Raw genomic sequence first — 21,026 nt, forward strand, 5'->3', positions numbered from 1 at the left:
TGGTTGTGGTTCTGTCCGGATTGTCGGAACAGTGCGTGGAATGATCATCGTTCTTCCTGGAAGTTGTAGGCAGGCAATGTGCTGAGTCGGCTGTCTTCAACCGGAGCGCCCACGGTGAAGTGGTAGAAACTCTGCCACTCGCATGAACCGATCCCGAAGGCCGCGTGGACCGGATCGTCGAAGTAGCAGCCGATCCCGGTGGCGCGAATGCCCGCCTCTTCGGCCTCCAGGTAAAGCAGCTGGCCCACCATGCCGGCCTCCCAGAACAGGTTGCGGTAGAAGGCTGCGCCGTACGTGGCCAGGCTGTCCCTGTAGTCGGCAATCATGGCCAGGCTGAAGGCACCATCGCCGGCGATATCCTGGCCGCAGGAGACGGTGCTCGACAGCGCTCGACAGTCCCCCTCCTGGAGGAGGTACAAGGGGAGCCCGGGCGGGCAGTCGGGTACGCGCTGCCAAGAAAATTCTGAACCCATCACTGCCTTGAGAATATCGACCTTGTCCGGGTCCCGGGCGAGCGCGTAGAGGCCAGGCACCAAGCCGTCGACGCTGTGGACGAAGAGCCCGAGGTGGATGCGTGGTCGCCAGGGGATCGCGTCCCAAGGCATCGATCGCCGCTCATGTGTCGGAATCAATCGAGCGAGCATGCGGAAGAAGGCTGCCAGAGAAATCGCCGTCGAGCCATCCATCGCTACCGCGCTGCGGCGGCCAAGAATGGCCTGCTCTGCGCTGAGTAGGCCCTGACGGACAGGTGTCCTGAAAAGTGCATCCTCCGAAGGGAAGCCGGAGAAGTCTTCCTGGATAGGCGCGCTTTCACAGTGGCGCGTCGCCCGCGCAACCTCGTCGATCACGGGCCACTCGGCGCTGTGTTCGGGGCTCAGCGTGTTGGCCAAGCCCTGCCAATGCACGTCACCCCCGTGCGCTGTCAGCGGCTTCGAGTCGGTCGCAAGCGGCGTCGAAACATCCGGTGTAATCAACACCAGCAGCTCAGCTTCCTCCCGCTCCGCCGCCGCAAAATCCGCATCTCGGTCAAGCCCCAGCAGGCTGGCGAGGGTGCTGTTGCTCACGCCATCCAGAAGCACCAATTTCCAGCCGAGCGCCGCTGCCGCGATACTCAGGCAGGCCAGCGCGTGCCCAACATCGTGCTGGCAGTAGCGGAACGCGCGCTCGCCGTACTTCCAGGCTTCGCGCCAATGCACCGAAGACAGACCCACGAGAAAGGAGCCATCAGGGAAAGGCGCAACCAGCTCGGCCCAGCGCTTCGCGGGTAGCACCGCGCGCCGTTCAAGCGCGTGTTCCCTCGGTGCATAGTGGTACACGGCGGCCGTCTCGCCGAGCCGATCAAGCGCAGGCAGTACCGCATAGCCCTCGGTCGGATGCAGATTGCCGCTCGACGGATTTGCGCGCAACGGCCACTGGGTCTCGCCGACTTGCTTCCATGCGGTCAGCGAAAGTGCGTAGCGAAAAAACAGTGACACCGATTCCAGCGACAGTGACGCCGGCGGCACGGTCGGGCTCGCATAGAGCTGCCAATAAGGCAGTGGGCGGCCCGCTTTGGGCAGTGGGAGGCGAACCAGGTGCGCCCCCCCGTAGCGCCGAAACGGATCTGGCTGCGTCGCCCAGTCCATATAGCCCTGCGCCGCAGCGTGGCGGTGGAAATGGTGCTTGGTGCGCTCGTGGTAGGCGACGACCCCCTCTTCGGGAGAGGCCGCTCCCGCAAGAAGGCTCGCTCGCTCCAGCGCAGCTGGCTCCCCCGATAAGGGTGAAAGACGATGCGGCGTGAGGGTAATTTTCGTCATACGGTGAAGTACTCAAACAGTGCCTTTGCGCTCGTCACCGGCAGGTCACAGCTGCGGATTCGGTACACGTAGGCAGCGGGCTGGCCGCCGACCGGGTACCGGCCCTGACCGATCAGTTTTCGAAAAATCATGACGAGCAGCTCATATACGACAACCCCGCGACCTCAAAGAACTCAGACGGCTTGGGCCTATAGTATTTCTCCTCCACCTCCTTCGACTGCTCGGCGTAGGGCTGCGTCATGACTTCCAGCAGCTCTCGAACTAGAGAGTAGTTCCCCGCAGTCGCTTGGCTGTACGCAGGCACAACGAACCACTCTCGCAAACTGTATTTTGGGTTGACGAGTTTCATCTGCCTAGAGAGCTCCTCACGGGAAGGGGGCTGCGCAGCATTCGCATCGGTCGTGCTGGCGCTGACTATGAGAGATTTCCATTTTGCGAGCCACTCTGACCAGCGCTTGTCCATCCCTTCGGAGTCTTCGTAGAAGCTTTTTTTGAGTGGGCCAATTTCGTCGGGTACCATCGAGAGCTCGCGGAAGAAGAGGGTGTAATCGACAGGAGTTTGCACCATGAGCGTTTCGAGTTCACTGAACAACGCCGCGTGAAAAGTGCCGAGTCCAAGTTTGGCAGCCCACATCTTCTCCATTTGCGCTTGCATCACTGTCGCAAAGCCACTTCGAATCTCGTCGAGCTGTCGCAGATAGTCCTGATGCGACGTCAGTGATGTCAGCAAGGGCCGCAACGCCGTACAAAACATGTGGAAGTTGCGTTCCGCTGCCACGGTTTGGTTCAGGAACGCGAAGTGATGTCCGCCACCCGTCCATGGCTGGTAGTGCGGGTTGAACACATCGCAGAATCCGAATGGACCGTAGTCGAGTGTGAAGCCACCGGCCGCGCAGTTGTCGCTGTTGAAGTTGCCCTGGCAGTAGCCGACGCGGATCCAGTTCGCCACAAGCGACGTCAGGCGGCTGCGGAACTCGCGCGCGAGCAACACCCCTTTTTCGGCAGTGCTTAGTTTCTTGTCGATGACGTCAGCGTACTCACGATCGATCAAGTGCAACACAATCTGCTCGAGCTCCTCCATCGCTTTCGGGTGTTCCTTCTTGCGCGCACGGCGACCGAAGAGCTCGAGTTGACCGACCCGAATGAACGACGGTGCGACGCGCGTCGAAATGGCGACTGCCTCCGATATAAGCATGTCGGGATCCTGCGAGCTCGAGCCCTGCGAATACCACGGCCGCTTGACCTTCTCCGTTTTTGAAACATACAAACTCAGAGACCGTGACGTTGGCACACCGAGCGCATGCATGTGCTCTTGCGCTAAGAACTCCCGGACACTTGAGCGCAGGACGGCGCGACCGTCCGCGCCGCGGCAGTATGGCGTCCGGCCGCCACCTTTTAGCTGCATTTCCCAGCGGCGACTGTTGATGACGGCCTCAAGCACGGAAACTGCGCGACCGTCGCCGTATCCGTTGCCGGTTTGGAACGGGCACTGTTGGGTGTATTCGGTACCGAAGATGGACAATGCGTACCCACACGCCCAACCCACCTTGCGCATCGGCTTCGGAACGTGCGAGATGTCGCCGGAGAACATGCGGACGAAGTCGGCCGACTGAGCCATGCTGTCGGCGAAGCCAAGTTCGCGGAAAAAGTTTTTGCTGTGAGCGACGTACTCGGGGTCTTTGATTGGCGTGGGATTGATGGGGACATAGTGGCCCGTAAAAACTTGTCGCGGCGCGTGGTCGGCTCCGTCTGCTTTCGCGTCAGGATCGCAGTTGAGCGTGTCCATAAGCGAGTAATTTGCCAACTTTGCAAGATCGTCGAGCGTCGCGATGGTTGGGGAGGTTTCTTGGGACAGTCGATTTGTCATAGGTCTACTCATGGCTCGGGTAGAAAGGCTGCTTACCTGCGGCGTGATCCGTGACATCGACGATTTCCACGATTTCTGGAGCGACTCTTTTCACCATCACTTCCAAGCCCTGCCGCAGGGTGACTTGAGAAGACCCGCAGCCCTGGCAGCCGCCGCTCATGCTGATGAAAAGCTTGCCTTGGCGGACGTCCACGAGTGAAATCTTCCCACCGTGGTTCGCGATGGAACGATTGACTTGCCTGTCCAGCAGTTGCTGAACGACCACGCCAAGCTCGACGTCGGACCTTCCTTGAGTGCTGGCATAGGCAGCCATCTCCAGGATCACCGGCACGCCGCTGAGCAGCTGCGTCCGGATCGCCGTGCCGATGGCCGCTTTCAGTCCAGACCAAGAGGCGTTAGGTTCCTTGCCGATGGTCACCACGTTTCCGGCAATGAGCACGTTGGCCACACCCGAAAGCCCGAACAGTCGTTCGCCGAGCGGCGACCCGGCAGCCCGCTCCCTGTTGCCGAAGAAGAAGGGGCCGCCGGGATGCAAGCTGCGGCTCACGGTGAACTTGCAGCTGTCGGGGTCGGCGAGCGAAGTCTCCGCGCGGATGCTGACCGGCTGTTCCGCCAGCGTCGGATTTGCAGACGCCCTATCCACAGTCAGGGCTTCAGACATTTTCGACGTTCCTCGCCGCAGCGCGCTCGCCCGAGGCGCGCAGGTCGTTAAACGAATGGATGCCGCTGTTGTGGCCATCGCTCCAATGGAAGCCGAGCGCGTAGTTGCCCACGCTCACGATCTGGAGCGGGCTCACATCAGCGCGCACCGTCTTGGGAACGAGCAGCTTGCGTCCGCTCATCTCCTCGACGCAGAGGGCGCAATGACACGCTAGGCGCAGGTCGCGCACGTCGAAGTCGTCGCGATGACCGTCCTCCCAGAGGATCGACAAGGTACGCGGATCGCGGCGCAGGAGGCCGATGGGCGTGTTGCGCGCTCCCGCAGGCCGCACCGCGTCTTCCAGCCAGGCCGGCGCCCCCTCGTTGCTGTCCCACTTCCAGACAAAGGGCTTGAGCGTCGCGACCGCCGCCTGGAGCTTCTCAACCAGCGCTGCGGCGATGGCGGCGTACACCAAAGAGCTGACCGACTTCGGTTGGTCCGCCACGATGGGTCTGCCCTCATCACCGCAGGTGACGACATCGGCATCCAGCGGTAAGGCGCCCAGGAACGGGACGCCAAGCTCCTGGCTCATCTGCTCGCCGCCGCCCTGACGGAAGATATCCGTGTTCTCACCGCAGTGGGAGCAGGTGAAGGTGCGCATGTTCTCGACGATCCCGAGAATCGGCACCTGTACTTTCTCAAACATGCGCAAGCCGCGTCGGGCGATCTTGAGACTCACGGCCTGGGGTGTGGTCACGATCACCACGCCCGACAGCGGCATGCTCTGCGCCAGCGTCAACTGGGTATCGCCGGTGCCGGGTGGGAGGTCGAGGATCAGATAGTCCAACGGCCCCCATTGCACGCCGCCGACGAACATATTCAGGTATTTGCCCACCATCGGCCCGCGCAGGACGGCCGGGTTATCGTCGCCGGTGAGCATGCCCATCGACACCACCTTCAGGCCGTGCCGCTGCGCCGGGATCATCCTGTTGTCCGGGGTCATCGCTGGAGGCTCACCCGTCGCAATGCCCAGCATCCCGGGGATGCTGGGGCCAAGGATGTCGGCGTCTACTATTCCGACGCGCAACCCTAGCTGCTGCAGCGCGAGCGCCAGATTGACGCTCACCGTGGATTTCCCGACGCCACCCTTGCCGCTGCCGACAGCGATGATATGACGGATTCCGGGCAACTTCTCGGGCCCGACGGCCGCGTGGGATGAGGCGCCTGGCGCGGGCTGTTGGCTGTAGGATTGTTCAGTGCTCTGCATGGCGAAGCCCCTTGTATTAAATTGCGCTGAATCCGTCGTCCCGCCGCTTAGGACTCGTTAGGGATTGCGCATGCAATCCCTCTAAAATTGGTCGTGATTCAATAGATCGGTATCGCGCTGTCAACTTGCTGCGACCACGCATGGACGCCACCTGTCAGGTTTCTAATATCTGTAAAACCATTCCGTTCTAAAAATAACGCAACCTGCATGCTGCGAACGCCATGGTGGCAGATGCAGACTATCGGCTGCTGCGTGTCCAGTTCGGACAGCCTGGCGGGAATGGTATTCATTGGCATCGCCAATGATCCGTCAATATGACCGGCTTGAAATTCCCACTCCTCACGTACGTCGAGTAACACGGGCTTCAAACGCAGGTCAGTCGTAAGCCAATCGGCCAGTTCAACGGGTGTCAAATTTTTCATCTTCATCTTCATCTCATCTCTAAACAGGCAAGACTTCGATCTCCGGTTCAATCGTTCGAAGCAGATTTTCGATGCCTTTGAGCGTGCCGGATATCGAGCTTGGACAGGTGCCGCAAGCGCCCTGGTAGTGCACGCTGAGTTGGTTGCCGGCCAAGCCAACCACATGCAGATCGCCACCATCGCTTTTCAGATAGGGGCGTATCTGGGAATCCAGCAGCACGTTGATATGCTCAAGGCGCTGCTGATCTTCGGCGCAGAGATCAAGGGTTGCCGTGCGCGCCGCGAAAACTGTGGCGGCCGATTGCGCCGCCGCTGCCGGTGCGGCGCGCAGTGGCACGGCAATCAGGCGCACCAGCTCCGGCCAGTCGGCAGCGCCATCCTGCGTGACCGTGAGCCAGCGATCCACGTAAAACACATTGCTTACGTGCTCAATGTCGAACAGCGTGGAGGCGAGCACATCGTCCCTGGCTTGCTCTGCGTTCTCGTAAGAATGCGAAATGCCCCAGGTCAGCGGCTCATGGAGCGTGAACTTCACCGCATTCGGGTTGGGCGTATCTTCGATTTCAGCAATTTTTGGCATGGTAATTTTCTCAAACTTATTCCACTGCTGCTTGCAGCAATTTTTGCAGTTCACCCTGCTCGAACATCTCGCGCATGATGTCCGAACCACCGACAAATTCGCCCTTGATATAAAGCTGCGGAATGGTCGGCCAGTTCGCGTAGGATTTTATGCCATTGCGGATTTCCGGGTCGGCCAGCACGTCCACAGTGAAGAGATCCGGCCCGCCACAAGCCTTGAGCATCTTGATCGCCGCACCAGAAAAGCCGCACTGTGGGAACTGCGGCGTGCCCTTCATGTACAGCACAACCGGGTTCGTCGTTACTTGTTGGTTAATTCTTTTCTGAACATCCATCATGATTATTCTCCAAAGTGATTTAGTTGCCGTCTTTGACCCAGGCTTCAGGCGTGAAGGTTCGTATCGATAGCGCGTGAATCTCTGAACGCATGCGCTCGCCCAGTGCCCGATACACCAGTTGATGCTGCTGCACCATGTTCTTGCCGGTGAATTGCGGGCTGACGATCACCGCTTCAAAGTGCTGTCCGTCATCACCGCGCACTTCGATGTGATCGCTTGGCAGGCCATCCAGGATGTAGCCTCGTAAGTCAGTTGCTGTCAGCATCGCTTTCTCTCAATACAAAGTTGGATTGGCCCAGATAAGGAATGCAGGAACGGAGCAAACCTGAAACATCTCTGCGTTCTTTGAAGAAAAATATTTTCATCTTCAGGCATCACCGATAGTCATGTGCATCGGATCATGCTCGGCCTCGGTCGATATGTTATCAACGGCGCTGAATGCGGCGCGCAGTGTGTGCCACGGCAAAATTGCGCATTTGAAGCGCACCGGCAGGTCGCGTATGCCGGCAAAAACCATCAGCCGTCCGAGGTGGTGATCGCCGTTCAGATCGAGCTTGCCGGTCGCCATATCGATAAATTCCTGAATCAGCAGTTCCGCCTCAACCCGGGTCTTACCTTTGATGGCCACCGTCATCATCGACGCCGACGCCTTGCAGATGGCGCATGCCTCACCCTGAAATGCGATGTCGTCGACGCACTCGCCACCGAGTTGCAGCGCCAAGTCGATATGGTCGCCACACAGCGGGTTGTGGCCCGCGGCGTGGTGGTTCGCGTGCGCGAGCGCGCCGTAATTGCGCGGCTTCTTGTTGTGGTCGAGGATGACCTCTTGATACAAAGTTCTGGGATCGGCCATTATGAAAACACCTTCTGTACGGTGCGGATGCCAGCGATCAGCGCATCAACTTCTGCCAGGGTGTTGTAAAACGCAAACGAAGCGCGTGACGTTGCAGGCACCTTGAAGCGCTGCATCACCGGCTGCGCGCAATGATGTCCGGTACGCACTGCGACGCCCTCCTGGTTGAGCAGGGTCCCCAGGTCATGCGGGTGCACATCGTCGACGATGAACGATATGACCGAGGCCTTGTCGCGGGCGGTGCCGATAATGCGCACGCCTGGCAGTCGAACCATCTGCTCGCTGGCGTAGTCGAGCAAGGTCATCTCGTGCTCGCGTATGGCGCCCATGCCGATGGCAGACAGATAATCAATGGCGGCACCCAGTCCGATCGCAGCCGCAATCGGCGGTGTACCGGCCTCGAATTTATGCGGAATCGTGTTGTAGGTGGTCTTTTCAAAGGTGACCGACAAAATCATGTCGCCGCCGCCCTTGAAGGGCTGCATCCGCTCTAATAACGCAGCCTTGCCGTAGAGAACGCCGATGCCGGTCGGGCCGCACAGCTTGTGACCCGAAAACGCGTAAAAGTCGCAGTCCAGATCCTGCACATCAACCTGCATGTGCGGTGCGGCCTGCGCCCCATCGACCAGCACCGGCACCGGCACGCCGCGAGCATGGGCCAAGGCGATCATCTGCTTGATCGGGTTGATCGTGCCCAGTGCGTTCGAGACGTGCATCACGCCAACAAATTTGGTGCGCTCGTTAAATAGCTTTTCGTATTCGTCTATGAGTAGCTCGCCAGCGTCGTTAATCGGTACCACACGAATCGTCGCGCCTTTTTCCTCCGCCAGCATCTGCCACGGGACAATGTTTGAATGGTGCTCGAGCGTGGTCAGGATAATTTCGTCGCCGGGCCCAATGAACTTGCGGCCGTAGCCGTGCATCACCAGATTGATGGCTTCGGTGGTGCCGCTGGTGAAGATCACTTCGCGTTCTTCACGCGCATGGATGAAATGCTGCAACTTGCGCCGTGCTTCCTCGTATTCGTTGGTCGCGATCTCTGACAGGGTATGCACTGCACGATTGATATTGGCGTGCTGCGTGGTCTGATAACGCACCATGCGATCAATCACCTGCTGCGGCATCTGGCTCGACGCCGCGTTGTCGAGGTAGACCAGCGGCTTGCCGTTGACCTGCAGCTTGAGGATCGGAAAATCGGCACGAATCCGCTCTACGTCGAGGCATGGCGCCGTTGGTACTTTGCGTGCAGTCTGAAGGGCGTTCATGGCATGCTTCCAGTTTGTTCGAGCACCGCCTGCTCGAGTTGCCGCTTGAGTGATGCGATAGGGATGCGGTCGATGATCTCGGCGCCAAACGCATAGGTCAGCAGGTTACGGGCAGCGACCTCGGTCAGCCCGCGGCTTTGCAGATAAAACACCTCCTCGCTGTCGAGCTGGCCAACGGTCGCACCATGCGTGCACTTGACGTCAGAAGCAAAAATCTCCAGCTGCGGCTTGGTATCGATGTGCGCCTTCGCGGTCAACAGTAGATTGCGATTTGACTGCTGGGCGTCGGTACGCTGCGCGCCTTCGCGCACCATAACCTTGCCGTTGAAGACCGCATGGGCACTGCCGCCGATGATGCATTTGTGCAGTTGGCGGCTGCTGCCGTGGGCATGGGCATGGTCCATGCAGCTATGGGTGTCGGCCAGTTGCCTGCCGGAGATCAGCGTCAATCCGTCAAGCGCACAGGTGGCGCCCTCTGCCGTTTGCAGCACGTTCAGGTTGTAGCGTGAAATGCGCGCGCCCAGCGCGACGCTCACCGACTGGTAATTGCTGGCGCGCCCGAGCGACACCGAACAGTTTGCAATATGAAACGCTTGACTGCCTTCGCGCTGAACCCGGATGTGCGTCACATGCGCATTGTCTTTCAGTACGACTTCGGTGACAGCATTGGTGAAGTGGGCATCTTCTTGCCAACGCGGCTGGTACAACACAACGTAATCCTCGATCACTGTTACGGCGCTGCCCGCCTCGGCAAGCACCAGGCAACGCGGCGTGCTCACAACATCTTTTTGGGTCGCAATAAACAGCAAATGGACTGGGGCTGCCACCGATACGTCACGCGGGACGATGACCACTGCGGCATCGTGCAGAAATGCGGTATTTTGCGCGGCGAATGCATCCTTGCTAAATGGTGCATGCTGGCCGAGATGCGGCTTGATTACCGCCGCGTGCGTTGCCATCGCTGCCGTCAGGTTGGACACCACCACGCTGCTGTCGGTACTCGCACTGGACAACTGCGGCGCATAGATACCATCAACAAACACCAGTCGGGTGTTCGCTTCTTCAATAAAAAAGTGAGCAACATCTGCCGCCTCCAGACAAGTGGCACTGAGCGCTGACGCAAACGAGGTCTTGCTGAGTAGAGAAATATCGGTAAAGCGCCACTCCTCGTCTCGCGTGGTTGGAAGTTTCAACACGCCCACGCGCTCGACCGCCTCCGCACGCAGCGCCTTGAGCCACGCCGAGGGACTCGCCGCCTGCTGCGGCTGTCCTGCCAAAAGGCTTTCCAGATAAGGCCCGGCAATCGCCGGAGTCGGTGTGGTGGCTGCACTCATGCGGGCACACTCGCTTCAGCCTTGTGCTCGGCGCTAACCCACTCGTAGCCGCGCGTCTCAAGCTCCAGTGCCAGCGCCTTGCCGCCGGTCTTGATGATGCGTCCGCCTTCCATCACGTGCACGTAGTCGGGCACGATATAGTTCAGCAGACGCTGATAGTGCGTCACCATCACAATCGCATTGTCCTTGGTGGAAAGCTGGTTGACGCCTTGGGCGACAATTCTGAGAGCGTCGATGTCCAGGCCGGAATCGGTCTCATCTAGGACCGCCACGCGCGGCTCTAACAACGCCATCTGCAGTATTTCGTTGCGCTTCTTTTCGCCACCGGAGAAACCTGCGTTGACGCTGCGGTCAAGGAAATCGGGACTCATTTCCAGCAGCTTCATCTTTTCGCGCACGAAGTCGTCAAACTCAAGCGGGTCGAGCTCGTCCTTGCCGCGCTGTTTGTGGATTGTGTTGTAAGTCAGGCGCAGAAACTGGCCGTTACCGACGCCGGGCACCTCGATCGGGTACTGAAAGGCCAGAAAAAATCCGGCTTGCGCGCGCTCTTCGGGTTTCAGCTCAAACAGGTTCTTGCCTTCGAACAGCACGGTGCCGCCCGTCACTTCATAGGCAGGGTGGCCCGCGAGTACCTTGGCGAAGGTGCTCTTGCCGGAACCGTTTTGGCCCATGATGGCGTGGATCTCGCCGCTCTTCACCGTGAAGTCAAGATCCTTCAGAATTTCGATGCCATTCACGGTTGCGCATAGTCCACGCACTTCGAGCAAAATCTTGCTGTCTGGGTAAATCATCCGACACTTCCTTCAAGTTTGAAACTGAGGAGATTGGTCGCCTCGACCGCAAACTCCAGTGGTAATTGTTGAAATACGTCTTTACAGAAGCCATTGATGATCATCGAGACCGCTCCCTCGGCATCGACACCGCGCTGGGCAAAGTAAAACATCTGGTCTTCACCGATCTTCGAGGTTGACGCCTCGTGCTCAACCTGGGCGCTGTTGTTAAGCACCTGGATATAGGGGAAGGTGTTGGCGCCGCATTCCTCGCCAATCAGCATCGAGTCGCATTGCGAATAATTGCGTGCACCGGTCGCACTGGCCGCAACCTTGACCAGCCCACGGTAGCTGTTGTTCGACTTGCCTGCGGAAATGCCTTTGCTGACAATCGTGCTGCGCGTATTTTTGCCAATGTGGATCATCTTGGTGCCGGTGTCGGCTTGCTGATAGTTATTGGTCACCGCGACCGAATAGAACTCACCAATCGAGTTGTCGCCCAGCAAAACCACCGAGGGATACTTCCAGGTAATCGCCGCACCGGTCTCGACCTGGGTCCACGAAATACGCGAGTTGACACCTTTCGCAAGGCCTCGTTTGGTCACGAAGTTGTAAATGCCACCGACGCCGTTTTCGTCACCCGCATACCAGTTCTGCACCGTTGAATACTTGATGTCGGCGTCGTCGAGGGCGACCAGTTCGACCACCGCCGCATGGAGCTGATTGGTGCTGAACGCTGGGGCAGTACAACCCTCCAGGTAGGACACGGATGCCCCCTCCTCGGCAATGATCAGCGTGCGCTCGAATTGCCCTGACTCCTCGGTGTTGATGCGGAAGTAGGTCGACAAATCCATAGGGCACTTGACGCCCTTGGGAATAAAACAAAACGAGCCATCGGTGAATACCGCCGAGTTGAGCGCGGCGTAAAAGTTATCGCCGCTGGGAACCACGCTACCGAGATACTTCTTGACCAGCTCGGGATGCTCCAGCACCGCTTCCGACATCGAGCAAAAAATGACGCCGACCTCGGCCAGCTTGTGTTTGTAGGTGGTGGCTACCGAGACACTGTCAAAAATCACATCGACCGCAACGCCCGCCAGCGCCATGCGCTCATGCAGGGGCACGCCAAGCTTCTCGAAGGTACGCAGCAACTCGGGATCGACCTCGTCCAAACTGTTTAACTTCGCTTTGATCTTGGGCGCGGCGTAATAGCTAATCGCCTGGTAATCGATCTTCGGATAGTGACAATTTTGCCACTCAGGCTCAGTCATCTTGAGCCATGCCTGGTACGACTTGAGGCGAAATTCGAGCAGCCACTCGGGCTCATTTTTCTTGCTCGAAATCAGGCGAATCATGTTTTCATTCAGGCCCTTCGGCGCGACATCCGACTCGATTTCGGTGACGAAACCATGCTTGTAGGGTTGATTGACCAGGTTTTGCAATACCGCACTCATGTTTACCTCGATAGTATTAACTCTCACCCATGCGGCATTCCTGCCCGCCCCCAGCGGTCACTTTGCGACTACTGGGGCGAAGTGTTGGTTAAATACCTTTCAGATTGAAGCTCTCACCACAGCCGCACTCACTCGCGGCGTTGGGATTATTGAACTTGAAACTCTCATTGAATCCTTCCTTGACGAAATCAACGTCTGAGCCGTCAAGAAATGGCAGGCTGACAGCATCCACCACCAGCATCGCGTCATGCGACTCGAACACATGGTCTCCAGCCCGAACTTCGTCGGCGTAGTCGAATGTGTATGCAAGGCCGGAACAGCCGACTTTTTTCACACCCAAGCGCAGACCCAAGCCCTTGCCGTTCTTCGCCAGTTGCGCCTGGATTTGTTTCGCTGCTTTTTCCGTCAAAGTGATTGCCATTGGTTCCTCCTACTTATTGCGGCGCGGCGGAGCGTGCGACACCACCGCGCGCGGATCCTAGCGGGTGATGGCGTCATCAACGCACTCGCCGATTGCCCAGCGGGGCTATAAGATACTTTGCAAAGTAGATTGTATCTTAAGTCTTTTCGAAAGTAATTACTTTACAATCTAAAATAATCCCTAGACCAAAGCCCATAAATTGTCAATAATGTGTTTTCAAAATGAGTGAAAAGAGAAGCGACTATGCAAGCTGCCAGCGTGAGCGCGTCAGAGCCCGGTTCCGGTCGCGATCGCATCCTATTCCTGCTCAAGAGGGACGGGGCTCAGTCGACCGCTGCACTAGCGCAACAGTTGGCCGTCACGGCTATGGCCGTGCGCCAGCACCTTTCCGTCCTGAACGCAGAGGGTTTGGTCGAGTTCAGCGACGAGCAGCGCAAACTGGGACGACCTGCACGTATTTGGCAGCTGACAGCCGAGGCCCATGGGCGATTCCCGGATCGCCACGCCCAGCTCGCGGTTGGCATGCTGCAGGTGGTTCAGAGCGTCTTCGGCGAAGAAGGCCTGGAACAACTCACCGACGAATGGACGCGCCAACAGGTGGTCGCCTATCGCGCACAGATGCCCAGCCCGGATCTGCCACTAGCCCAGCGCGTCGCCGCACTGGTCAGGATCCGCCGTGAGGAAGGCTTTATGGCCGAGTGCAGCCCGGCCCGGAATGGGGCGATCGAACTCGTCGAGAATCACTGTGCGATCGCCAAAGCAGCGCACCTTTGCGCCAAGCTCTGCGGCGGCGAACTGACGCTGTTCCGTGCGGTTCTCGGCGTAGGTGTCACGGTTGAGCGCGTCGAGCACTTCCTCGCTGGCGATCGCCGCTGCACTTACCGCATCCTGGCGGAGTCTGGCGTGCCCTTGCCGAGCTCCGGCCAGTAGTTGTAGTGACTCGCGTTTGAAAACCCACTGACTTGCAATCGCCAGCCTCTTGGGGTTGACGGGTCAATACATATCAGCTGCCAATGGATTCGCGATAATAGCGGCCAATTGGCGGCCTTTTGCAAGGTATTTGTCGCCTCAGCCGTGTTTTTTATGCCGCCATTTTCAGTGCCGGTTGCTCCCTCTCTGGGTTGAGCGTGACGGCCCCGATGGGCTGCCAATTTCGCGTGGCGCCCGACCAGCGATGCGGGTGTTGATTGCGGGCTTGCTGGTACAGCGCATGACGCTTGGCCAGTACCTCTTGATCCTCACCGCGATGACGCTGCGCAGGGGTTACGAAGCGGATCCGGCTGTGGCGGTGTTCGTGATTGTACCAGCGGATAAAATCGCGCACCCAGCAGCGAGCAGCGTCCAAATCTGCAAAGCCGTCCTTGGGCCATTGCGGGCAGTATTTCAGGGTTCTAAACAGCGATTCTGAATACGGATTGTCGTTGCTTACCCGTGGCCGTCCGCGCGACGGGGTGATGCCTAAATCGTACAATTTGCTCAACAACGTCGACGATTTCATCGGCGCGCCGTTGTCCGAGTGAAGCACCAAAGGCTTCCCGACGCAGCGTTCGTTCAGCACGGTGCGCTCCATCAGGGCGGACGCGTGCGCGCCACTTTCTTCTTCGTAAACCTCCCAGCCCACGCCCTTGCGGCTGTAAATATCCTCGACCAAATACAGGTAGTAGTACTTGCCGCACACCGGCGATGGTAGGTAGGTGATGTCCCACGACCAGACCTGATTGGCCGTCGTTGCGCGGTGCGTGGTCGGTGCGGCGTGCTTCTGTGACGCATGGCTGCGGCCGCGTTTGTGCTGCTGACCGGCCGCTTTCAGGACGCGGTAAAAGGTCGCCTCCGAGGCCAGGTAACGGCCCTGATCGGCCAGCCTAGGCACGATCTGGCTGGGTGGCAAGCTGGCGAATGGCGCGCTGTTGCAGACCGCCAAGATCGCGCCGCGCCTTGCTCACTCAGGGCGTTCGGCGGCTGTGTCCGTAGCGTGGTGGTGCGCACATCGGCCTGCATAACAGGTGTCAGCGCCCAGCGTTGCAGGCTGCGCAGCGACAGCCCGATCTCTTCGCTGGCAATCGCCTTGTGCGCACCAGAAGCGACGGCATGGTTAAAGCGTTCAACGAGTTGTTGCCGTTCTGGCAGCGAGGTCAAACGTCCTCGCTGTCGCTTCCCCAGAAGGTATTCATCTTTTTTCGCAGCACCAAGATCGCGGCGGTTTCTGCCAGTGCCTTATCTTTACGACGCAGTTCGCGCTCCAGCTCGGCGATGCGTTTCTTGTCGGCACGCGCCTGATCACGCTCAGCCTTGAGCTGTGCTTTGGCGGACATCTGGCCGGTGATGCAGGCTTGGCGCCAGGCGCTGATTTACTCGGGGTACAAACCCTTGCTGCGACAGTATTCGCTGAGCTCAATCTCGCTCAACGTAGCGGCATGCAATACCGCCGCAAACTTGGCTTCGGCTGGCCAGTCATCGGCGTTGTTTTTATCTCCGGGCACCACTGCGCTTCCAGCTTTGAGTTTGGCGCGCCAAGCATATAGGGTGGCTGGCGCGATGCCTTCTTGACGAGACAACTCGGCCACAGACATGTTTTGCGGCGGCAGTAATTTGTTGATAAGGGCAGCTTTACGCTCAGGTGAATAACTCGACATTGCAGCTCTCTTTGACGCCCCCGATCTATCGTTTTGATAAATCAGCTCAGGCGACAACTAGCCTGACACCGGGGGTTGGCAGCAACTTCGACGAAGTTCTGTTCAAAGAAGCCTGATTGCAAGACGCTACAGCGACGGCCATGAAGCGAGTCATTGCCTGGCAGATCAAGCAGGAAATGAAAGTGCAAAGCTTTCCAATACAGCAATGGCTGTCACGGAGGCCGCATGAAAAGCCATGCCTCTGTTGACGGACTGAACGACGCCGAGCGAACGATGTTGGTTGATGGCCTGCGAGCGCGCCGCAAGAAACGCAAAGCATGGAACGAGGCCTGCGATGCCGCCGACACAGCCAGAAGTCGTCGGCCAGCGCTGCGCCAGTTCGGCATTCACGACATCATCCGGCTCGCCCTGCGGCTTGGCAGTAGTGTCGCACACAGGCTCGACGACCAGGCGCCAGAGGCTTAACCCAGCTTTCCGTTCCACTGCACCTCAAACCTCAGTTTCAAAAGGGGCTGTTTTGCCCGAACTGAGGCAGCGCAATACGGGATGCAGGCACAATGCGAGGCGCAGTTGATCCAGGCGCGTTGGCCACAGGGTTTCCGCTGTCCAAAATGCGCCCACGATAAATCTTCGCAATTCCAACGTGCGGAGCTGCGTTACTGGCAGTGCAGTCCCTGTAGTCATCAAACCAGCCTGCGCGCAGGGACACTGATGGAGCACAGTCGCTTATGCAACCCATCAAGTTGCCTGAGGCGTTCGGTACTCAGCGAGCTGACTGGATAACACCGCCTTGTCTTGCAAGAGAAGCTGCTTTTCTGTGGTCAGTTCGGTTAGTTGGGTTTCAGTGTGGGTTAAGCGCTCCGCCAGCAGGCTTCGCTCTCGCTTAGTCACGGCCAAGTTCGTCTGTACCTCAACCAAGTGCTGCTCGCCATGGACATAGTGCTGTTCCAGCGCCTGATGCATTTGTTTCAACTCGGTGAATTGACGTATGACGTGCTCATGCTCAATCTGGCTCTGCGCGAGCGTCGCTTGCGTCGTTAGCAGGGTTCTCTATAGGTGATCGTGGTCCTGCGCCAAGCGTTGTTCCTGCGCCTGTAGTTCGCCCAGTCGGGTTTGCTGAGCGAGCAGACGCTGCCGAAGCTCTGTCAGCTCCTGTTCCTGTCGACTATGGCGTTGTTCCGCGGCCCGGCGTTCGTCGGCGCGCTGTTGCGCGACTGATGCTTGGAAATGCTCAAACTGTACCCGCACTTGTTGAAGTTGTTGAGTCAGTGCGGCGACCTCGGAAACGCGGTCGACCAGGCGCTGTTCGAGCCCAACCTTTTCACTGCCCAGGCTGGCCAGGGCGATCTCCTGACGCTGCACAGTTTCCTCCAATCCCTGGGTCCGCTCGTTGGCTGCTGTGAGCGATCCGATCAGCTTTTCTTGGGTACTGGCTAAGGCGTTCCGCTCCGCAAAACTCAGCTGCAACTGCTCCTGCAAGGCAGTGGTGGCTATCTGATGCAGCTGCACAGTCTGCTCGACTTGCAGAGCTGCATCCGCCTGCACTTTTTCGTAGACACCTTTCAACCCCAGCACCAGTTCGGCCGGAAGGCCGAGCTCGGCCTGGGCCAGCGTGCTGGGGTGCACGGCTTTCCGGCGTTTTAACAAGGGGGCAATCGTGCTTTTGCTACCGGTCCCGCCCAAAGCCGCGCGGATACCGTCGATCGTCGGATTGTGGCCGTCGGCCACCAGCCGGGCCGCTGCGTTTGCGACATGCACATAGAGGACACTGGAACGGGCCATCACCACCTCGGATTTTTTCGTACCGTATTATGGACAACGTAATACATCAATTTAAGTACAGAATAGTTAAGTCCGTTGAGACTGCCCGCTAACCCACGATAAGGTCAGTTATCGTGAGTTAGGCGCTCACGATCGGCATTCGCTTCTATAATCTGCGGTACACAGGGCCTAAACAGGCGTTTCGTGATGACAGCCCGCAATAACCACGAAAGCTTCCCTTCGGTACTGCCCGAAGAAGCGGCGGTGCCGGCGCGTACCGCCGGTACGCTCGCCACGCCTGAGCAATGGGCGGAGCAACACCAACGTTTTCTCGCGGCCGCTACCTCCGACAACACCCGTCGCACCTACCGCTCGGCCATCCGCCACTTTCAGGCCTGTGGCGGCGTCCTGCCGTGCGATGAAGCTGCGCTGATTCGCTACCTGCTGTCCTTCGCGCAAGTGCTGAACCCGCGGACCCTGGCGCTGCGCCTGACCGCGCTGGCGCAATGGCACCGCTATCAGGGCTTTCCCGACCCGGCCGCCAGCGCCACCGTGCGCAAGACCTTGCGCGGGATCGAGCGGGTGCATGGGCGCCCTCGACACAGAGCCAAGGCCCTGCTTCTGGGAGATCTCGAACTCATCGTGGCGCACCTGAACACGCTCGAAGGGCTGGCGGCGCTGCGCGACAGCGCGCTGTTACAGGTGGGGTACTTCGGCGCGTTCCGCCGCAGTGAGCTGGTCACGCTGGGGATTCAATACTTGCAGTGGGAACGGGAAGACCTACGGATCACGCTGCCGCGTTCCAAAACTGATCAAGAGGGTGAGGGGCTGGAGCGAGCGATCCCGTATGGCGACAGCCTCTGCTGCCCAACGAAAGCATTAAGACACTGGTTGGATGCGGCTCAAATTGAGCAAGGCCCGTTGTTTCGGCGCATTAGCCGTTGGGGCGTCGTCGGCAATGTTGCGCTGCACGAGGGGAGCGTCAATACCATCCTGGCAGCGCGTGCCGAAGCAGCGGGACTGTTGTATGTGCCAGAGATGAGCAGCCACAGCCTGCGCCGAGGGTTGGCCACCAGTGCTTACCGTGCCGGGGCGGACTTTCTGGAGATCAAGCGCCAGGGTGGCTGGCGGCACGATGGCACCGTACACGGCTATATCGAGGAGGCTAAAGCCTTCGAGGAAAATGCCGCCGGCTCGCTCTTACAACGTAAACCATTAGTCTAGATCTTCGATCTTGAGGGTACCGGTTAAGTACCTAAACAAAATTGATCCTATATCTCTCCCCATAGCCTGACAGCACGTTGAGCACATGATCGGTGAGTGACTGGAAGCTCTGATAGGCCGTGACAGGCAACCACTCATACTTGATTTTCTTCCAGAGCATTTCGATCAGGTTGAGCTCGGGTGAGTACGGGGGCAGGAAGATTACATAAAGCCGTTGTGCCCGCCATTCCAGCTCCTTGCTCTTAAACAAGGCAGAGCGATGAATGCTGGCATTATCGAGCACGACGATGGCAAAGGTCTGCGGCGATTTCTGCCCCAGCAAACGATCAAAGGCTTCAATGACCACCGGCGTGGTCACCGTGTCGGTGGTGGTGTGATACACCAGTTTTCCCCGGCGACTGAGAAAACCTAGCACGTTGAGGCGTCGGCTGTGCGAGAAGGCTGGCAGCTCCAGCGGCTGACCCACGGGGCTCCAGGCATAAGGCAGGGAGGAGACTTGCGAAAAGCCGGACTCATCGAAGTAATACAGCTCGGCTTCTTCGTGGTCTTCCCATTTCCAGAGCTCTTGCAGCAGGTTCTGGGTGTTGCGAAAGTCGGTTTCATCACGCCGCTCTTTCAAGGAGCGGCGAGCCCGCTTGAAGCTATACCCCAGCTTTTTTTAAAGCCCGCTTGATGGTCATCGTGCAGGAGGTTTTACCCGTTTCTTGTTGCAAGCGTGCCTGAACAGCCTTGATCTGATGAGGCTCCTCTGACACCAGGGCCTTGAGTCTATCCCGGTCCTGTTCGTCGTAGATCATGGGGCGACCGGTGCGTGGTTTGTCATCGAGGCCTTGCAAACCCTCGGTTTCCAAGCATCAAGCCAAATCGATACCGTTGGGCGAGTGACATCGAGAATGCCGCTGATCTGGCTGAGGGTATAGCCCTTGTGACTGAGCAAAATGGCATGAGCCCGACGGCGCAAAATGGGCTTCTCGCTTTGCCTGTAAGCCGTGTTCAAGGCTTGGAGGTCGGTATCGCAAAGAGGTGGTATAGATTTCATGAACAGAATTCTAAAGAACTCTGAAGCGGGGTGTCCATCGCGAGCGGAAAATTTTTGTTCTGGCACTTAAGACGTTCGGTTAGGCAGTCGAATATTGGCTTTCTAAGGCACTAATTCCAAGGTGACATGACGCGAAACGCGGTTTACACATACCGGCAAAACCTTGGACATGAACCCATGTTAACTGTGGTGTTGGTAAACCAGCTGCAAGCCTATGCAGGCTACGTCGGGGAGTACCATCCGGAAAATCTTATGCATTAGCGATGGACCTCAAAAAGGGCCTATAACCATTGCAGAAAGAACCGAATTTTGTGTTTTTTTGTGTGAAATGACGATCCTGCGTAATTGCATGGACTTGACCACCCATTTGCATGGCCACTGACCAGTCAATTGCATTCGTGCTGACCAACCGTTTGCATTCGACTTGACCAGCACACGCGGTAGTGACGACCGCCAGAGAACGGCTAGAAGGGACTATCACTGGGTCTAGACATCAGGACCAGCTCAGCCAGCTCGGTAGGCATCGAGCATGTCGGCCATGTCGTCAGCAAGCGCTGCTATCTGATCAGTGGGCACATTGCGCTCGGCAAACGCCCGCAATCCGATGATCTGCGTTTGGAGCAAGCGGGCCAGCCGCGGGCACTCAACATCAGCACGCAACTCCCCCATTGCCTTGGCCTGCTCGAGCACCTCACAAAGTCCCTGTTCGATGGTTGCAAGCATTGCCTCGACCTGAGTCCGTAATGCGGCGTCCTCGGCATTAACCTCAAGCAAGGTCTTAATCAGCATGCAAGCCTGCGCAGGCGCTTGCGCGTCGCCGCTACAGGGCCGGGCGAATGAGCGCAGATAGCGCTTTAACCCGCTTACAACGTCCGGAGATCCTTCGATTATCTGACGAAAGTCATCACCGGCACGGGCGGCGTAAGCCTCAAGCGCTTCGGCAAATAGACCACTTTTGCTACCAAAGGTGGCATAGAGGCTGCCGGGGCGCATGTCCAAAGCCGCCTCAATATGCTTCAGCGAAGAAGCGTAATAACCTCTTGACCAGAACAGTTCAACCGCTCTATCTAGGGCGACTTGGCGATCAAAGCGAGCAGTGCGGGACATCGTTGTCTCTCGGATAAAAGGCCTCAGTGTAACCGGCTGGACTGAATCTGAGTGATCGCTCAATATTAGTTTGACTGCACCCCAGGCTGCAATTAGGATTGATCTCATATTTGAACGATCACTCAAAAAAGATGCCTCTCAATGAGCACTTTTACTCTGCACGACCAGAACAGCGCACCTGACGCAGCCAAGTTCCCTGTTGGAGAAGTCTCAGAAAGGCTTTGGCATGATTCCAGGCTTGCATGCAGTGATGGTC

Annotated in this window: 21 protein-coding genes and 2 pseudogenes; 3 read left to right on the forward strand and 20 right to left on the reverse strand. The window is 58.2% G+C overall.

The annotated features are described in order from the left end of the window. Nucleotides 1–44: 44 nt before the first annotated feature. From QN399_RS14660 to QN399_RS14730, 15 genes are all read right to left on the reverse strand, one after another. Nucleotides 45–1,796 (reverse strand): SagB/ThcOx family dehydrogenase, encoded by a 1,752-nt coding sequence (locus QN399_RS14660; RefSeq protein WP_322178731.1) that lies wholly within the window; start codon nucleotides 1,794–1,796, stop codon nucleotides 45–47. Continuing rightward, complete coding sequence (locus QN399_RS14665) at nucleotides 1,793–1,927, reverse strand: hypothetical protein (RefSeq protein WP_322178730.1); 135 nt, start codon at nucleotides 1,925–1,927, stop codon at nucleotides 1,793–1,795. The genes QN399_RS14660 and QN399_RS14665 overlap by 4 nt, the downstream gene beginning before the upstream one ends. Beyond that, on the reverse strand, nucleotides 1,924–3,663 hold the full coding sequence (locus tag QN399_RS14670) for a protein adenylyltransferase SelO family protein (RefSeq protein ID WP_322178729.1): 1,740 nt from the start codon (nucleotides 3,661–3,663) through the stop codon (nucleotides 1,924–1,926). Before QN399_RS14670 ends, QN399_RS14665 begins: the two co-directional genes overlap by 4 nt. Before the next feature lie 4 nt (nucleotides 3,664–3,667). Beyond that, a complete protein-coding gene (locus QN399_RS14675; RefSeq protein WP_322178728.1) occupies nucleotides 3,668–4,324 on the reverse strand; it encodes a NifU family protein in 657 nt (218 codons plus the stop codon). After that, on the reverse strand, nucleotides 4,317–5,570 hold the full coding sequence (locus QN399_RS14680; RefSeq protein ID WP_322178727.1) for a P-loop NTPase: 1,254 nt from the start codon (nucleotides 5,568–5,570) through the stop codon (nucleotides 4,317–4,319). Before QN399_RS14680 ends, QN399_RS14675 begins: the two co-directional genes overlap by 8 nt. Before the next feature lie 98 nt (nucleotides 5,571–5,668). Continuing rightward, on the reverse strand, nucleotides 5,669–5,998 hold the full coding sequence (locus QN399_RS14685) for a rhodanese-like domain-containing protein (RefSeq protein WP_322178726.1): 330 nt from the start codon (nucleotides 5,996–5,998) through the stop codon (nucleotides 5,669–5,671). Between the two features lie 13 nt (nucleotides 5,999–6,011). Further along, the gene (locus QN399_RS14690; RefSeq protein WP_322178725.1) at nucleotides 6,012–6,572 is read right to left on the reverse strand and encodes a NifU family protein; all 561 of its coding nucleotides are present in this window, start codon (nucleotides 6,570–6,572) and stop codon (nucleotides 6,012–6,014) included. Nucleotides 6,573–6,588: 16 nt separating this feature from the next. After that, nucleotides 6,589–6,906: a Grx4 family monothiol glutaredoxin gene (grxD, locus tag QN399_RS14695; protein ID WP_322183104.1), complete on the reverse strand. Its 318-nt coding sequence runs from the start codon at nucleotides 6,904–6,906 to the stop codon at nucleotides 6,589–6,591. Nucleotides 6,907–6,928: 22 nt separating this feature from the next. Then, entirely contained in the window at nucleotides 6,929–7,174 is a 246-nt protein-coding gene (locus tag QN399_RS14700) for a BolA/IbaG family iron-sulfur metabolism protein (protein WP_322178724.1), read from the reverse strand. A gap of 102 nt (nucleotides 7,175–7,276) precedes the next feature. Beyond that, nucleotides 7,277–7,762, reverse strand: a complete 486-nt coding sequence (gene sufU, locus QN399_RS14705; protein WP_322178723.1) for a Fe-S cluster assembly sulfur transfer protein SufU — start codon at nucleotides 7,760–7,762, stop codon at nucleotides 7,277–7,279. Next, nucleotides 7,762–9,027 (reverse strand): cysteine desulfurase, encoded by a 1,266-nt coding sequence (locus QN399_RS14710; protein ID WP_322178722.1) that lies wholly within the window; start codon nucleotides 9,025–9,027, stop codon nucleotides 7,762–7,764. Before QN399_RS14710 ends, sufU begins: the two co-directional genes overlap by 1 nt. Beyond that, nucleotides 9,024–10,361 (reverse strand): Fe-S cluster assembly protein SufD, encoded by a 1,338-nt coding sequence (gene sufD / locus QN399_RS14715; protein WP_323569515.1) that lies wholly within the window; start codon nucleotides 10,359–10,361, stop codon nucleotides 9,024–9,026. Before sufD ends, QN399_RS14710 begins: the two co-directional genes overlap by 4 nt. After that, nucleotides 10,358–11,128, reverse strand: a complete 771-nt coding sequence (gene sufC / locus QN399_RS14720; RefSeq protein ID WP_322183102.1) for a Fe-S cluster assembly ATPase SufC — start codon at nucleotides 11,126–11,128, stop codon at nucleotides 10,358–10,360. Before sufC ends, sufD begins: the two co-directional genes overlap by 4 nt. Before the next feature lie 20 nt (nucleotides 11,129–11,148). Then, nucleotides 11,149–12,585, reverse strand: a complete 1,437-nt coding sequence (gene sufB / locus QN399_RS14725; protein ID WP_322178720.1) for a Fe-S cluster assembly protein SufB — start codon at nucleotides 12,583–12,585, stop codon at nucleotides 11,149–11,151. Nucleotides 12,586–12,673: 88 nt separating this feature from the next. Beyond that, nucleotides 12,674–13,006 (reverse strand): iron-sulfur cluster assembly accessory protein, encoded by a 333-nt coding sequence (locus QN399_RS14730; protein WP_322178719.1) that lies wholly within the window; start codon nucleotides 13,004–13,006, stop codon nucleotides 12,674–12,676. Between the two features lie 243 nt (nucleotides 13,007–13,249). Between QN399_RS14730 and QN399_RS14735 the strand changes: the two genes are divergently transcribed. Then, nucleotides 13,250–13,936, forward strand: coding sequence for a metalloregulator ArsR/SmtB family transcription factor (locus QN399_RS14735; RefSeq protein WP_322178718.1), 687 nt, complete (start codon nucleotides 13,250–13,252; stop codon nucleotides 13,934–13,936). Between the two features lie 151 nt (nucleotides 13,937–14,087). On the opposite strand, the pseudogene QN399_RS14740 reads toward QN399_RS14735, so the two are convergent. Both QN399_RS14740 and QN399_RS14745 read right to left on the reverse strand, forming a co-directional pair. After that, nucleotides 14,088–15,639: pseudogene (locus QN399_RS14740) on the reverse strand (IS3 family transposase). Nucleotides 15,640–15,804: 165 nt separating this feature from the next. Further along, complete coding sequence (locus QN399_RS14745) at nucleotides 15,805–16,029, reverse strand: hypothetical protein (protein WP_322178717.1); 225 nt, start codon at nucleotides 16,027–16,029, stop codon at nucleotides 15,805–15,807. A 156-nt stretch (nucleotides 16,030–16,185) separates the two neighbouring features. Between QN399_RS14745 and QN399_RS26830 the strand changes: the two genes are divergently transcribed. Beyond that, a complete protein-coding gene (locus QN399_RS26830; RefSeq protein WP_369125024.1) occupies nucleotides 16,186–16,422 on the forward strand; it encodes a transposase in 237 nt (78 codons plus the stop codon). Between the two features lie 267 nt (nucleotides 16,423–16,689). Here QN399_RS26830 and QN399_RS14750 read toward each other — a convergent pair whose 3' ends face one another. Further along, the gene (locus tag QN399_RS14750) at nucleotides 16,690–17,421 is read right to left on the reverse strand and encodes a DNA-binding protein (protein WP_322178716.1); all 732 of its coding nucleotides are present in this window, start codon (nucleotides 17,419–17,421) and stop codon (nucleotides 16,690–16,692) included. A 186-nt stretch (nucleotides 17,422–17,607) separates the two neighbouring features. Here QN399_RS14750 and QN399_RS14755 point away from each other — a divergent pair, with 186 nt between their 5' ends. Continuing rightward, nucleotides 17,608–18,624 (forward strand): site-specific integrase, encoded by a 1,017-nt coding sequence (locus QN399_RS14755; RefSeq protein WP_322178715.1) that lies wholly within the window; start codon nucleotides 17,608–17,610, stop codon nucleotides 18,622–18,624. Nucleotides 18,625–18,655: 31 nt separating this feature from the next. Here QN399_RS14755 and QN399_RS14760 read toward each other — a convergent pair. Together QN399_RS14760 and QN399_RS14765 are read right to left on the reverse strand one after the other, a co-directional pair. Then, nucleotides 18,656–19,669, reverse strand: a pseudogene (locus QN399_RS14760) (IS630 family transposase). Nucleotides 19,670–20,167: 498 nt separating this feature from the next. Continuing rightward, the gene (locus tag QN399_RS14765; RefSeq protein WP_322178714.1) at nucleotides 20,168–20,770 is read right to left on the reverse strand and encodes a TetR family transcriptional regulator; all 603 of its coding nucleotides are present in this window, start codon (nucleotides 20,768–20,770) and stop codon (nucleotides 20,168–20,170) included. Between the last annotated feature and the right edge of the window lie 256 nt (nucleotides 20,771–21,026).

The sequence above is a fragment of the Pseudomonas sp. 10C3 genome, from assembly GCF_036346185.1.
Classification (GTDB): Bacteria; Pseudomonadota; Gammaproteobacteria; order Pseudomonadales; family Pseudomonadaceae; genus Aquipseudomonas.

Coding starts and splice junctions, on each gene's coding strand:
- QN399_RS14700 (WP_322178724.1), bottom strand. CDS start 7,174: ATGCTGACAGCAACTGACTTACGAGGCTACATCCTGGATGGCCTGCCA.
- QN399_RS14690 (WP_322178725.1), bottom strand. CDS start 6,572: ATGCCAAAAATTGCTGAAATCGAAGATACGCCCAACCCGAATGCGGTG.
- grxD (WP_322183104.1), bottom strand. CDS start 6,906: ATGGATGTTCAGAAAAGAATTAACCAACAAGTAACGACGAACCCGGTT.
- sufD (WP_323569515.1), bottom strand. CDS start 10,361: ATGAGTGCAGCCACCACACCGACTCCGGCGATTGCCGGGCCTTATCTG.
- QN399_RS26830 (WP_369125024.1), top strand. CDS start 16,186: ATGCAGGCACAATGCGAGGCGCAGTTGATCCAGGCGCGTTGGCCACAG.
- QN399_RS14665 (WP_322178730.1), bottom strand. CDS start 1,927: ATGATTTTTCGAAAACTGATCGGTCAGGGCCGGTACCCGGTCGGCGGC.
- QN399_RS14660 (WP_322178731.1), bottom strand. CDS start 1,796: ATGACGAAAATTACCCTCACGCCGCATCGTCTTTCACCCTTATCGGGG.
- QN399_RS14710 (WP_322178722.1), bottom strand. CDS start 9,027: ATGAACGCCCTTCAGACTGCACGCAAAGTACCAACGGCGCCATGCCTC.
- QN399_RS14735 (WP_322178718.1), top strand. CDS start 13,250: ATGCAAGCTGCCAGCGTGAGCGCGTCAGAGCCCGGTTCCGGTCGCGAT.
- QN399_RS14765 (WP_322178714.1), bottom strand. CDS start 20,770: ATGTCCCGCACTGCTCGCTTTGATCGCCAAGTCGCCCTAGATAGAGCG.
- QN399_RS14685 (WP_322178726.1), bottom strand. CDS start 5,998: ATGAAGATGAAAAATTTGACACCCGTTGAACTGGCCGATTGGCTTACG.
- QN399_RS14730 (WP_322178719.1), bottom strand. CDS start 13,006: ATGGCAATCACTTTGACGGAAAAAGCAGCGAAACAAATCCAGGCGCAA.
- sufU (WP_322178723.1), bottom strand. CDS start 7,762: ATGGCCGATCCCAGAACTTTGTATCAAGAGGTCATCCTCGACCACAAC.
- QN399_RS14680 (WP_322178727.1), bottom strand. CDS start 5,570: ATGCAGAGCACTGAACAATCCTACAGCCAACAGCCCGCGCCAGGCGCC.
- QN399_RS14750 (WP_322178716.1), bottom strand. CDS start 17,421: ATGGCCCGTTCCAGTGTCCTCTATGTGCATGTCGCAAACGCAGCGGCC.
- QN399_RS14755 (WP_322178715.1), top strand. CDS start 17,608: ATGACAGCCCGCAATAACCACGAAAGCTTCCCTTCGGTACTGCCCGAA.
- QN399_RS14670 (WP_322178729.1), bottom strand. CDS start 3,663: ATGACAAATCGACTGTCCCAAGAAACCTCCCCAACCATCGCGACGCTC.
- sufB (WP_322178720.1), bottom strand. CDS start 12,585: ATGAGTGCGGTATTGCAAAACCTGGTCAATCAACCCTACAAGCATGGT.
- QN399_RS14675 (WP_322178728.1), bottom strand. CDS start 4,324: ATGTCTGAAGCCCTGACTGTGGATAGGGCGTCTGCAAATCCGACGCTG.